General features: G+C 43.8%; 10 protein-coding genes and 1 other RNA gene. 8 read left to right on the top strand and 3 right to left on the bottom strand.

The annotated features are described in order from the left end of the window. Nucleotides 1–16 precede the first annotated feature (16 nt). From DX060_RS06905 to ssrA, 5 genes are all read left to right on the top strand, one after another. Nucleotides 17–1,222: an LL-diaminopimelate aminotransferase gene (locus tag DX060_RS06905; protein WP_115011773.1), complete on the top strand. Its 1,206-nt coding sequence runs from the start codon at nucleotides 17–19 to the stop codon at nucleotides 1,220–1,222. A 57-nt stretch (nucleotides 1,223–1,279) separates the two neighbouring features. Next, nucleotides 1,280–2,236 carry a chemotaxis protein gene (locus DX060_RS06900; RefSeq protein ID WP_115011772.1) on the top strand — a complete coding sequence of 319 codons (957 nt, stop codon included), beginning with the start codon at nucleotides 1,280–1,282 and terminating at the stop codon, nucleotides 2,234–2,236. Beyond that, nucleotides 2,236–3,459 (top strand): carboxynorspermidine decarboxylase, encoded by a 1,224-nt coding sequence (gene nspC, locus DX060_RS06895; RefSeq protein WP_115011771.1) that lies wholly within the window; start codon nucleotides 2,236–2,238, stop codon nucleotides 3,457–3,459. The genes DX060_RS06900 and nspC overlap by 1 nt, the downstream gene beginning before the upstream one ends. A 15-nt stretch (nucleotides 3,460–3,474) precedes the next feature. After that, nucleotides 3,475–4,503 (top strand): aspartate-semialdehyde dehydrogenase, encoded by a 1,029-nt coding sequence (locus tag DX060_RS06890; protein ID WP_115011770.1) that lies wholly within the window; start codon nucleotides 3,475–3,477, stop codon nucleotides 4,501–4,503. Between the two features lie 39 nt (nucleotides 4,504–4,542). After that, nucleotides 4,543–4,903: a transfer-messenger RNA gene (ssrA, locus tag DX060_RS06885) on the top strand. 35 nt (nucleotides 4,904–4,938) lie between these two features. Here the strand turns inward: ssrA and lepA are convergent. The 3 genes from lepA to DX060_RS06870 form a co-directional block, all read right to left on the bottom strand. Next, the gene (gene lepA, locus DX060_RS06880; protein ID WP_115011769.1) at nucleotides 4,939–6,732 is read right to left on the bottom strand and encodes a translation elongation factor 4; all 1,794 of its coding nucleotides are present in this window, start codon (nucleotides 6,730–6,732) and stop codon (nucleotides 4,939–4,941) included. After that, nucleotides 6,732–7,670, bottom strand: a complete 939-nt coding sequence (locus DX060_RS06875) for a UDP-glucuronic acid decarboxylase family protein (protein WP_115011768.1) — start codon at nucleotides 7,668–7,670, stop codon at nucleotides 6,732–6,734. The genes lepA and DX060_RS06875 overlap by 1 nt, the downstream gene beginning before the upstream one ends. Nucleotides 7,671–7,782: 112 nt before the next feature. Then, a complete protein-coding gene (locus DX060_RS06870) occupies nucleotides 7,783–8,280 on the bottom strand; it encodes a hypothetical protein (RefSeq protein ID WP_147278790.1) in 498 nt (165 codons plus the stop codon). A 203-nt stretch (nucleotides 8,281–8,483) separates the two neighbouring features. Here DX060_RS06870 and flgE point away from each other — a divergent pair, with 203 nt between their 5' ends. The 3 genes from flgE (at nucleotide 8,484) to DX060_RS06855 (ending at nucleotide 13,769) form a co-directional block, all read left to right on the top strand. Further along, nucleotides 8,484–10,634: a flagellar hook protein FlgE gene (gene flgE / locus DX060_RS06865; protein WP_115011766.1), complete on the top strand. Its 2,151-nt coding sequence runs from the start codon at nucleotides 8,484–8,486 to the stop codon at nucleotides 10,632–10,634. A gap of 178 nt (nucleotides 10,635–10,812) precedes the next feature. After that, nucleotides 10,813–12,396, top strand: coding sequence for an inorganic phosphate transporter (locus DX060_RS06860; protein ID WP_115011765.1), 1,584 nt, complete (start codon nucleotides 10,813–10,815; stop codon nucleotides 12,394–12,396). 65 nt (nucleotides 12,397–12,461) lie between these two features. Next, on the top strand, nucleotides 12,462–13,769 hold the full coding sequence (locus tag DX060_RS06855; RefSeq protein ID WP_181814293.1) for a hemolysin family protein: 1,308 nt from the start codon (nucleotides 12,462–12,464) through the stop codon (nucleotides 13,767–13,769). Nucleotides 13,770–13,785 lie beyond the last annotated feature (16 nt).

Below are 13,785 nucleotides of genomic sequence, written 5' to 3'. Positions count from 1 at the left end.
AATCCAAGGAGAAACTATGTTTGATGAAATAACTTTTGACAAGATCAAAAGACTGCCAAAATATGTATTTGCCGCTATCAATGAAATCAAGCTTGCTATGCGCCAAAATGGCGAAGATGTGATTGATTTTTCTATGGGCAATCCAGATGGACCGACTCCACAACACATAGTCAATAAACTTTGCGAAGCCGCCCAAAAGCCCAAAAATCACGGCTACTCTGTGAGTAGGGGGATTTTTAAGCTACGCGTGGCAATTTGTGATTGGTATAAGCGCAAATATGGCGTAGATCTTGATCCAAACACACAAGCGTGCGTAACTATGGGTAGCAAAGAAGGCTATGTGCATCTTGTGCAAGCAATCACAAATCCGGGCGATACAGCCATAGTCCCAGACCCAGCCTACCCTATCCATTACTATGCCTTTATCCTAAGTGGCGCGAATGTTGCTCGCTTCCCCCTAGAGTGGAACGAAAAAAGCGAGCTGTGCTATGAAGCATTTTTTGATAATCTCACGCGTGTTTTAAGAGAATCTATCCCAAAGCCGAAATTTGTTGTTGTCAATTTTCCACACAATCCCACTGCAGTCATTGTCTATAAAGATTTTTATGAGCGATTAGTCGCTATGGCAAGGCAAGAGCGATTTTATATCATTAGCGATATTGCGTATGCGGACCTAAGCTTTAATGGCTACAAAACGCCTTCTATCTTTGAAGTTAAGGGCGCGATTGATGTAGCCGTAGAGACTTATACACTAAGCAAAAGCTACAATATGGCGGGCTGGCGCGTGGGCTTTGTCGTGGGGAATGACAAAATAGTCGATGCATTGCAAAAGATAAAAAGCTGGCTTGATTATGGTATTTACACTCCTATGCAAGTCGCCGCGACAATCGCGCTAAATTCTTCACAACAATGTGTCAAAGATATTACTAATACCTACAAAAAGCGTATGGATATTCTTGTGCAGACATTTTGCGATGCAGGCTGGGAGATCCAAGCTAGTCGTGCAAGTATGTTTGTATGGGCTGCTCTGCCCAAACAATGCGAACATTTGGGGAGTATGGAATTTTCTAAGCGACTCTTACAAGAAGCAAAAATCGCAGTGAGTCCGGGGATTGGCTTTGGTGAGAAAGGCGAAGGATATGTAAGAATAGCCCTTATAGAAAATGAGAAAAGGATCCGCCAAGCAGCCAAGAATCTCAAGGCGTTTTTGAAACAATTTTAATGCAATAATCAAGGGCTTTTATGCTATGATAGCCCAAAAAATTCAAAGGGATTGCTTATGTCAAATCTATCTCAAGTCGATCAGGTTACCAATCTCCATAAAAATAACGAACTCCAGCTTTTATGCTTCCGCCTTGAAAAAGGCAAAGATCTCTATGCGGTAAATGTTTTTAAAATCCGTGAAGTCGTAAAATATCGCGGTGTCATCACAATCGTAAGCCACGAGCCAAGCTCTCTTGTAGAAGGGCTGATCACGATCCGCGAGCTTACTATCCCACTTATTGATATGCGCAAGTGGTTTTTCTATGATAGTGCAAATAAAACTAAAGATCTGCGCCCCTATAAAATCCAGCAAGATGGCAGCGATGATATTGTGATGATTTGTGAGTTTTCTCGCTGGACAATTGGCGTGCGCGTGTATGAAGCAGATAGAATCTTAAGCAAAAAATGGACAGAGATAGAGCAAAGCACCGGATCAGTAGGCAGCAACCCCACTAGCAAGCTAGTAAGCCGCACGCGTTATTTTGATGGACGCTTGGTGCAAGTTGTCGATATAGAAAAAATGCTTGTTGATGTTTTCCCTTGGATAGAGAAAGAAAAGGAAGAAGACTTGCAGAAAATCTCTCGTATCCACACCAACAAAGAAGTCTTGCTTGCTGATGATAGCCCAAGCGTGCTAAAAACAATGCGCATTATCCTTGATCGCATTGGCGTAACGCACCACGATTTCTTAAACGGCAAGAGATTGCTTGATCATCTCTTTGCTCCTACTACAAATGTCAATGATATAGGGCTTATCATCACCGACTTGGAAATGCCAGAGGCAAGCGGCTTTGAGGTGATTAAACAAGTCAAAGCAAACGCACAAACAGCACATATCCCTATTGTTGTCAATTCATCAATGAGCGGTAGCAGCAACGAAGAAATGGCAATGTCTCTTAAGGCAAATGATTTCATATCCAAATCCAATCCGCTTGATGTAGAACGCGTTATCAAAAATTTTATGATCAAATAATGCAAAATCCACATATTGACTACTTCTCTATCCCATCGCCTAGCTATATCCTAGAATCCACAAAACTGGATTCTAATCTCGCCATACTTGATACAATCCAAAAAGAAAGTGGCGCAAAGATTCTACTCGCGCTTAAAGGCTATGCTTTTTGGCGGAGATTCCACAATGTGCGCCAAGTTTTAAGCGGTAGTGCTGCAAGTGGAATCTATGAAGCAAGGCTTGGATTTGAAGAAATAGGTGGCAGAGAGAGCCAAAAAGAAGTATGTGTGTTTTCCCCGGCTTTTAAGCCACAAGAAATTGCCGCCCTACTTCCCATAGCCACGCACATTATTTTTAACTCTTTTGCACAATATCAAAAATTTAAACCAACTATCCAAGAAAAAAACAAACAATTACAATCCCTTGGGCTATCACCCATTTCAATGGGCTTGCGTGTCAATCCGCTTTATAGTGAAGTAACCCCACCTATCTATAATCCTTGCGCTCCACAAAGCAGACTTGGCATCACACCAGATGAGTTTCAAAAAGGTGTAGAATCCTATGGTCTTGCCGATATTTGTGGGCTACACTTTCACACACATTGCGAGCAAGACTCCTATGCGCTAGAGCGCACACTAGAGCATATAGAGAAGCATTTTGGCACATATATCCCACAAATGCAGTGGATAAACTTCGGTGGTGGTCATCATATCACTAGGGCAGATTATGACACACACCATCTCATCACGCTCATAAAAAACTTCCGCCAAAGACATAACCAAATTAAGGTCTTCTTAGAGCCCGGTGAAGCGGTTGGTTGGCAGTGTGGATTCTTGCTTGCAGAAGTCGTGGATATTGTGGAAAATAGCGGATCTATTGCGATTTTAGATGTGAGTGCATCTGCACATATGCCTGATTGCCTAGAAATGCCCTATCGCCCACAATGTGCCAAAATCAGCAAAGAAAACGCTATGCTTGAGCAAGATTTAGGCGAGATGCAAGGTGCATATCACTATCGCTTCGGCGGTCCTACTTGTCTCTCTGGTGATGTGATTGGAGATTTTAGCTTTGATACGCCCTTGTGTGTTGGCGATAGAATCCTGTTTTTTGATATGCTGCATTACACTATTGTCAAAAACACAACTTTCAACGGCGTGCCACTCCCTAGCCTTGGTGTCATAGAAAACAATCGCTTTAGCCTATTGAAATCTTTTACCTATACAGATTATAAAGAGCGCAATTAAAGCAAGGAGAGATAAATGAAAAACTACACTATCGCCATTGTAGGTGCTACTGGTGCAGTGGGTGAAGAAATCATCAACATACTAGAAGAGGAGCAATTTCCGGTAGCATCGATCCTGCCACTTGCTAGTGCTAATAGCCTAGGCAAATCTGTAGAGATTTGTGGCAAAGAAGTGCCTGTGCTAGCTACTGATGATGAAGTGTTTAACAAACACAAGATAGATATAACATTTTTCTCTGCTGGCGGCAGTGTGAGCGAGCGATTTGCCGATATTGCTGCTGCTTCTGGCGCACTTGTGATTGATAATACAAGCTTTTTCCGTATGTGTGATGATGTGCCTTTGGTTGTCCCAGAAGTCAATCCCAATGACATCGCCCACGCTCCACGCAATATCATCGCCAATCCCAACTGCTCCACAATCCAAATGGTGCAAGTGCTAGCACCACTACATAAGGCATTTGGCATAAAAAGAGTAGATGTAAGCACTTATCAAGCCGCAAGTGGGGCAGGCAAGCGCGGTATGGAAGAGCTAATTGTGCAAATGCAAAAGTTCTTTTCCTTTGAGCTAGAATCCTGTGTGCCAGAAGTGTTTGCCCATCGCCTAGCCCTTAATGCAATCCCTCATATCGATGTCTTTTTAGATAATGACTACACAAAAGAAGAAATGAAAATGATTAAAGAAACGCACAAGATTATGCACGCAGATTTTCCTATCAGTGCCACTTGTGTGCGCGTGCCTGTTTTACGCAGTCATAGCGAATCTATCACCATAAGATTTACCCAAAAAGTTGATGGCAAAATGGCAAAAGAGATTCTAGAATCTGCACCAAACATCATTGTCTTAGATGATCCTAGCACACATTCTTATCCTATGCCATCTATTGCCACAGATACAAATCACACCTATGTAGGTAGAATCCGCAAGGATAATTTTGATGACACGATATTACATTTATGGTGCGTAGCTGATCAAATCCGCGTAGGAGCAGCTACCAATGCCGTGCGTATCGCACAAAAATGGATCGAACTAGAGCAAAAATCTTAAGTCAAATCTTAGAATCCACTTGTTAAAATTCGCGCCTATGGGGTCGATTTGGCTTCGACAGGATTCGTATCCCTTGAGTGCATGTCGGCTCGGTAAGCCGTAAAACTGCCACACAAATAAACGCAAACAATGCAACTTTCGCTCCAGCTTACGCAAAAGCAGCATAAGCCTAACTAATTTCGGAGCCGATTATTTAAGCAAGACTAGCGTGCTTTTATAATCGTTACCCTTGCTAGTTGCCCCTAGATGTTGCTCGACTTCTAGGGAAAGATTGAGCTTTTTGCACAAATAAGTTTAAGGTCTTTTTGTGCGAGAATCCAAAAACCTTAGCCCTTAAACATGTCGAGTCTCTTGCGGTAGCGGATTTTGGACTGGGGTTCAACTCCCCACGACTCCACCATTTTATACAACTTCTACTTTGCAGGTATTATATTTCTAATCAATCTTTAGCACTGCGAGAAATGCTTCTTGTGGTAGATCAACCTTGCCGATAGACTTTAGCCGCTTTTTGCCCTCTTTTTGCTTCTCTAGAAGCTTGCGCTTCCTTGTTATATCTCCGCCATAGCATTTAGCAGTTACATTTTTGCCCACAGATCGCACACTCTCGCGCGCGATAATCTTTGAGCCAATGCTCGCTTGGATCGCTACTTCAAAGAGCTGGCGCGGGATAAGATCTTTCATAGACTCCACTAATGCTCGCCCCTTTTCATAGGCTTTGGATTTTTCCACAATGATTGAGAGCGCATCGACAATCTCGCCTGCTACGCGTATATCAAGCCGCACCAAATCCCCGCTCCTATACTCGATAGGCTCATAATCAAAGCTCGCATAGCCTTTCGTGCAGGATTTTAGCTTGTCATAAAAATCCATTACAATCTCATTGCTAGGAAGCGCGTATTCTAGCAGCACACGATCTTGCGTGATATAGTCCATTTTCTCCTGCACACCACGGCGATTTGCTAAAAGCGTGATGATATTGCCCACAAACTCACTTGGCGTGATGATACTAGCACGGACATAAGGCTCTTTGATGTGATCGATTTTTTGCACTTCTGGCAGCTCGCTTGGATTTTGCACTTCTATCATAGAGCCATCAGTGAGATAGACCTCATACACCACCGTTGGCGCAGTGGCGATGAGACTTAGCCCAAACTCCCTCTCCAGCCGCTCTTTGACCACCTCCATATGCAAAAGCCCCAAAAACCCCACGCGAAATCCATAGCCCAGCGCGACAGAAGTCTCTGGCTCAAAGCTTAGGGCAGAGTCATTGAGCTTAAGCTTTTTCAATGCTTCGCGCAGCTCTTCAAATTTATCTGTCTCAATGGGATAGATTCCAGCAAAGACAAAGGGCTTGGCAGGTTTAAAGCCCTCTATTGGCTCACTTATGGGTGTTTGCGCATCAGTGATCGTATCGCCTACTGCTAGATCGGTTAGGGACTTTACCCCAAGCGATATGATCCCTATCTCGCCGCACTCAATGCGATTTGTAGGGATTTTCTGCACAGGGTGAGGATAGTAGAGCCCTAGGATTTCATAGGACTTTTGGCTACTCATCACAAGCACGCTCTGCCCTTTTGTTAGGCTGCCGTCCTTTAGCCGCACGAGAGCTAGCGCGCCTAGGTAGTTGTCAAACCAGCTATCATAGATGAGAGCCTTTGTAGGGGCGTTTGGCTCGCCATTTGGGGCAGGGATTTTACGCACAATGGATTCTAGTAGCTCGGCTATGCCTATGCCGCTTTTGGCACTCACGCTTATGGCATTAGAGCACTCAAGCCCTATGCTTTCTTCAATCTCGCTACACACCTTTGGCACATCGGCTGCTGGGAGATCGATTTTATTGACCACTGGGATGATTTCTAGGTTATTATCAAGGGCGATATAGACATTGGCAATGGTCTGGGCTTCTACGCCTTGCGTGGCATCAACCACTAGTAATGCCCCCTCACAGGAGCTAAGAGAGCGCGAGACTTCATAGCTGAAATCCACATGTCCGGGCGTGTCGATGAGATTTAGGATATATTCCTGTCCTTGATAGACATAGCGCAAGCGCACAGATTGGGCTTTGATAGTGATCCCACGCTCCTTTTCTATATCCATAGTGTCCATAATTTGCGCGGTCATCTCGCGCTCACTCACTGCCCCGCACTCTTGGATAATCCTATCTGCGAGCGTGGATTTGCCGTGATCAATGTGGGCGATGATAGAAAAATTGCGGATAAATTGCTGCACTATTGTAATCCTTTGAAGTATGCTATCGTCTTTTCTAGCCCTTCTCTTAGCTGCACTTTTGGGCTAAAATTTAGCTCTTTTTTGGCTAGGGTTATGTCTGGTTGGCGTTGCTTGGGATCATCTTGTGGCAGGGGTAGAAATACAAGCTTTGATTTAGATTCTGTGAGCTCAAGCACATTTTTGGCAAGCTCTAGCATACTAAATTCGTGCGGATTGCCGATATTTACCGGTCCATAGAATCCATCTTTGCTATCCATAAGGGACACCATTCCACTAATCAAATCATCTACATAGCAAAAGCTTCGCGTTTGACTCCCATCGCCATAAATGGTAATGTCCTCCCCACGCAAAGCCTGAATGATAAAGTTACTCACCACACGCCCATCATTTGGGTGCATTCTAGGACCATAGGTATTGAAAATTCGCATTACCTTAATGTTTAGGTTATGCTGCCTTTGATAGTCAAAAAACAGCGTCTCCGCACATCTCTTGCCCTCGTCATAGCACGCCCTTATGCCGATAGGATTGACAGAGCCTTTATAGGATTCTACTTGCGGGTGGATTTCAGGATCGCCATAGACTTCGCTTGTGGAAGCTTGTAAAATCTTAGCTTTCACGCGTTTAGCAAGCCCTAGCATATTGATTGCCCCCATTACAGAAGTTTTAGTCGTTTGCACAGGGTCAAACTGATAATGCACAGGGCTTGCTGGACAAGCAAGGTTATAAATCTCATCAACCTCCACATACAAAGGGAAAGTTACATCGTGTCGCATAAATTCAAATCTAGGGTTTTGCAAAAGGTGCATAATATTTTGCTTTGTGCCGGTGAAAAGATTATCCACACACAGCACTTCATCACCGCGATCAAGTAGTCTTTCGCATAAATGTGAGCCTAAAAACCCAGCCCCTCCAGTTACTAGAATCTTTTTGTTTAGCATTGAAACTCCTTAGAAAATTAAAAAGTGGATTCTAGCATAAGTTAAGTGGTATATGTGGTATGGAGTAAGTATTAAGCTATACTGGCTTGCTTTCACAAGCCAAAGTAGCAAGCTATTTAAAAAGCCAAGATTTTAATGCTTTTAGCCCTGCTTTTGTAATTGTCTTTATTGCGGCTGGCAATGGCAGTATATCAACCGCCGTCTCAACAAACTCCACTGCGCTCTCCCAAAATGACCCCTCTTTATTGTGGTTTGTGATATATGCACTCTCTTCGACTTGTTGCACAATACGCTTTTGCTTTGGAAGCTTGCTTATAATGCTTTCTTCAAGTCTCATAATATTATATGGCTCATCTTGCTTTTGTGTATTTTCATCATAAAATCCAGCACTATAACACACTACATCATTCTCTGTCAGCTCCAATCCAGTGCTTTCTTTAATGCGTTTTCTTAAATCTGCTACTTGCTTTGCTAAATACTCTTCTTGCTCTTTGCCCAATTTGTTATTTGCTCTATCAAAATACCGCTCACTTACAACACAATCGCATTTATTAAGAGCTATCAAAATACGCTTAGTATCACCTAGCTTTTTAATGAGATAATCAATCATTTGATATTCTTCTCCAAGCCCCTTTACCGTTGCATTGACAACCACAAGCACGCAAACGCGCTTTTAATCTTGCAAAGCATTTTTAGCATTGAGAAACATAAAGTAAAGCTCGCTTTCATAAAAATCATTTTATAAGCACTCTATTTTCTACTTTGGCATAGCTTTTGCTTAGATCTTAGGCAAATTCACCACAAAGGACGACAATGCTACGATCACTATGGTCAGGTGTAAGCGGTATGCAGGCGCATCAAATCGCGCTAGATATTGAGAGCAATAACATTGCCAATGTCAATACGGTTGGGTTTAAATACTCTCGCGCATCATTTGTCGATATGCTTTCTCAAACAAAGCTTATCGCCACTGCCCCTTATAAAACAGGGCTTGGAGGGCAAAATGACTTCTCTGTGGGGCTAGGAGTTGGGATTAACGCCACGACAAAGGTGTTCTCCCAAGGAAGCACGCAAAACACCGATGTCAAAACCGATATGGCAATTGAGGGGGAAGGCTTTTTTGTCATCTCGCCAGATAAGGGCATTACGCTTAATTATACGCGCGATGGGAGCTTTCTCTTTGATGCAGATGGCAATCTTGTAACAACAGGCGGCTATGTCGTGCAAGGCTGGCTCAAAGATGACTTGAAAAATGCCTCAAAAATGAGTGAGCAGGAGTTCTACCACATCGATAGCACAGGACCTATCCGCAATATCCAAATTGACCCAAATATGGTAATGCCTGCGCGATCTTCGACTAATATCAAGCTCCGCGCCAATCTCAACGCCGGGCGACACACTGACCAAAATGCCAATATCTACGCGCTAGATTCTACGACCAAAACGCCTGCTGATGGGATCAATCCTTTGTATGATTCTGCTGGGAATCTCACACAAATGCAAGAAGATATGGGCGCACTCTTCAACCAAGATGGCGATGCCTTTGGGCTTACAGAAAATCAAGGAATATGGGTAAGCTATAAAAATGCGCAAATGATCAATAGTGTAATCCCTACTAAAGAAAATAGCTCTATCACTATCAATGGTGCGAAAGTGTCTTTCTCTAATGACTCTGCGATGAGCGGGATCTCCACACTTGTCGCCGCGCAAAATGCAATCAATGGCGTGCGTGATAAAACAGGTATAGAAGCCTATATGGAGGGCAAGCTCTTAAAGCTTGTCAATCGCAATGAAATGGATGGCGATGAAAAGACCAAAAATATCATCATCACCAAAGGTGGCACCGGCGCGTTTGAAAACTTTGTAGAAGGGGATTCTGACATCACCTCCTTCCGCTATCGCTACACCAAATCCGAGTCCCCAGACTCTTCTACAGGGCAGTTTAGGACCACAGAGGAGCTTCGCAGACTCTTGCAATATGATGCAAATATGATCAAAGACCCAGATAAGGAGTATAACGACTCCACTGCATCAGTATCTGTAACGATCAATAAGTTTGGTATGTTTGAAATGCTAAACCAAGATAATGGCGATGAAGAAGTGCAAAATATGTCAATATTTGTCGCTTCTTATGGCTCAGATCAAGTCTCTACAAATGTGCTTTTTAGAAATACTATGCGCGGACTTAATACTGCTTCGCTGCTAGAAGGTGGGGCTTCTGTATCCACCACGCGCCTAAGCCACGCCACACACACCACGACAATCGAGCTTTTTGACTCGCTAGGCTCTAAACACACAATCCGCTTTGAGTTTGTCAAAACAGGCTCTGCGGAGTGGAGTTTTAGGGCGATTGTGCCAGAGCCTTCTGTCATCTATGGGGCTTCTGCTACGCGTCCAAATATCTTTGAAGGTGGGCGACTGCGCTTTAATAGCGATGGTAGTCTAGCGGGTATGAATCCCCCTATCTTGCAGTTTGACCCCAAAAATGGCTCTATCGCACCACAGCGACTAAGCTTGTCCTTTGGCTCCACAGGTGGCTTTGGCGGGCTTACAAGCGTGGATAAGCAGTCAGAAACCTATGCCATTGAGCAAGATGGCTATGGCGCAGGGGATTTGGTGGATATACGCTTTGACTCGGTGGGATCATTACTAGGCTCATTTAGCAACGGACGCACGCTAGCTCTAGCCCAAGTCGCCCTAGCAAATTTCGCCAACAACACCGGGCTCCAAGCAGAAGGCGGCAATGTCTTTTCATCAACAGGGAACTCTGGGCAAGCGATGATCGGCGCGGCAAATACCGGTCGCCGTGGCGGTGTCTCTGGCTCTAAGCTTGAGATGAGTAATGTGGATTTAAGCCGCTCGCTCACCCAGCTTATTGTCGTGCAGCGTGGATTCCAAGCAAACTCCAAAGCCGTTACCACCTCTGATCAGATTCTAAACACACTCCTCAATCTTAAGCAGTAATGTTGCTTGGTAGGTGTTCAAACATCACACCTACCACAAAAATTTCTATAATTGCTTTATAGATTCTATGGTGTTACCTTTTTGTAACACCCACCAAAAATCTCACATATTTTATTCTACTTTATGATGCGTTTTACTACGCTAGTTACTAGTTTGCTTAGGGGTTAAGGAGAGCGCGATGGATATTAAGGATATAAAAAAGCTTCAGCAAGGTGTCAATACCCAAGACAATCAAATCGATCGTATCAAAATTGGTGCAGTTGTGTTATTTATGGTGGCTATCGCGCTCATTGCCATAAATTTTGGTGGAGGCTCACAGCCGATGCTACTAGCATTTGCCACACTTGTGGGGGGCTATATGGCGATGAGCATTGGCGCAAACGATGTGGCTAATAATGTCGGTCCTGCTGTGGGATCGCAAGCCATCACGCTCGCTGGGGCGATCATTATCGCTGCTATTTGCGAGGCAAGTGGGGCGATTTTGGCGGGCGGCGATGTTGTTAATACCATCAAATCTGGCATTATTGATCCTAAAAATATCAGTGATTCTCAGGTGTTTTTGTTTGTTATGCTTGCTACCTTGATTGCCGGAGCGATATGGGTGCATCTTGCCACTATTTTACGCGCACCTGTATCAACCACACATTCCATTGTCGGCGGCGTGCTAGGAGCTGGGATCGCTGCTGGTGGATTTGGCGTGGCAAATTGGTGGGTGCTTGGGACAATCGCTTCAAGCTGGGTGCTCTCCCCTGTGCTTGGCGGGATCATCGCTGTGCTATTTCTACTTTTTATCAAGCGCACGATCACCTACAAACAAGACAAAAAAGAAGCCGCTAGAAAAATTGTGCCGATTTTGATTTTTGTGATGGTGTGGGCGTTTGGCATCTATCTTATGCTAAAAGGCTTTTCTAAGCTTTACTCCTTTAGCGCGTGGCAGGCAATCGGCATAGCATTTGTGATTGCTGTGGTGAGCTATTTTATCACCACGCCTATTATCCGCAAAAAAGCCGCCTTACTTGAAAACACAAAAGAATCGATCAATACTCTCTTTACTGTGCCATTGATCTTTTCAGCAGCATTGCTGAGCTTCGCGCACGGCGCAAATGATGTCGCCAATGCCATAGGACCGCTTGCTGCCATCCATCAAGCCCTATCAGAATCCCTAGAATCCGGTGGGATAGCCAAAGCAAATGTGCCGTTTTGGATTATGTTTGTAGGGGGTGTTGGGATTTCGCTTGGACTTGGACTTTATGGACCAAGGCTTATCCGCACAGTGGGGAGCGAGATCACAGAGCTTGATCGAATGAGAGCATTTTGTATCGCTATGAGTGCTGCACTAACGGTGCTACTTGCAAGTGCGCTTGGGCTTCCTGTTAGCTCGACACACATTGCCATCGGTGCTGTCATTGGAGTGGGCTTTTTACGCGAATACATTAAGGGCAGATATTTTGAAATGTGTGAGCAAATCATCAAAGCTCACAAAGGCAAAGATCAAAAGACTATCGAGACCTTTTTAAGAAACTTTGCAAAAGCCAATGTCAAGCAAAAAAGCGCGATGCTAGAGCTCCTAAAAGACAAGGCTCAAGGCGATGATTTTTATCTCAATAAAAAAGAGAAAAAAGAGTTGAAAAAATTCTATAAGCACGAGCTGGTCAAGCGCAGTGAGATCAATCGCATTATCGCATCTTGGATCATTACCGTGCCTGCTTCTGGCGTGCTTGGGGCATTGGCATTTTTCATCATTCAAAAAGTTTTAGGATAAATGTGCTATACTCCTAGCCTTTATTTTCAAGGAGTCAAATTTTGGACCCATATCACTCGGTTATAATGCTACTTCTTGCATTATTTTTCGTTTTACTCAATGCCTTTTTTGTTGTCGCAGAATTTGCGATTGTCAAGGTGCGCCGCTCCAAGCTTGAAGAATTATCCAAGACAAACAACACCGCTAAACTGACTCTCTCTATTACCAAACGGCTAGATTCTTACCTAAGTGCCACGCAGCTTGGGATCACACTAAGCTCCCTTGCTCTAGGGTGGATTGGGGAGCCAGCACTTGCCAAACTTGTGGCAATTCCTTTTGAGAGTTTCTTACCACAGGATTCTTTGATTATCCATACAATTAGCATTGTCATTGCCTTTACACTTATCACGCTTTTTCATGTGGTGCTAGGCGAGATTGTCCCAAAATCTATCGCCATTGCCAAGACGGAAAAATCCGCCCTGCTCATCTCCTATCCTCTTTACTATTTTTCTATCGTTTTCTACCCTATCATCGTGCTATTTGATAAACTTGCTAATTTTGTCTTGCGTCGCATAGGTATCCAGCCAGCAAGCGAAGAAGAAAACGCCCACTCCGAAGAAGAGCTAAAAATCATTGTAGGCGAGAGCTTGAAAGGCGGCTTTATCGACTCCTTAGAAGGCGAGATTATCAAAAATGCCGTGGATTTTTCTGAGACAATTGCTAAAGAGATTATGACACCGCGCAAAGATATGGTATGTCTTTATGCTGATAAAAGCTATGAAGAAAATCTCTCTGTTGTTACACAGACTAATTTCACGCGCTATCCTTACTGCAATGGCAACAAAGACAATATCATTGGAATGATTCACATACGAGATTTGCTTATAAGTGGCATTAGCCAGCACCATACGCACACACCGCAGCCTATCAATTTTGAGCAAATTATCCGCAAGATGATCATTGTCCCAGAGACCGCACGCATTGTAGAGATTCTAAAATCTATGAATAAAGAGCAGATCCATACGGCGTTGATTATCGATGAGTATGGTGGGACCGCAGGGCTTTTGACAATGGAAGATATTATCGAAGAAGTGATGGGTGATATTACCGATGAGCACGATTGCAAAAATCAAGACTTCATACAAATCAGCCCTGATACTTATGAGATTGATGGAATGCTTGATTTAGAGAGTGTAGAAGAGCTTATGGGTGCGGAGTTTGCAGAGGAATTTGAGCAAGTAACTGTTGGTGGCTATGTCTTTAGCCTACTAGGAAGACTGCCAGAAGTGGGTGATGTCGTGCAAAATGGCGGGATAGAATTTAGCGTTTTGGCGATGGATGGTGCAAGAATCAAGCGACTAAAAGCCCATAAAATCACGCAAAAAGATCAATAACATAAGGTATATCCAT

The organism is Helicobacter canis (assembly GCF_900451095.1).
GTDB lineage: Bacteria > Campylobacterota > Campylobacteria > Campylobacterales > Helicobacteraceae > Helicobacter_B > Helicobacter_B zhangjianzhongii.
Note: the sequence above shows the minus strand (reverse complement) of the source record. Positions and strands in the feature narration are given on the sequence as shown.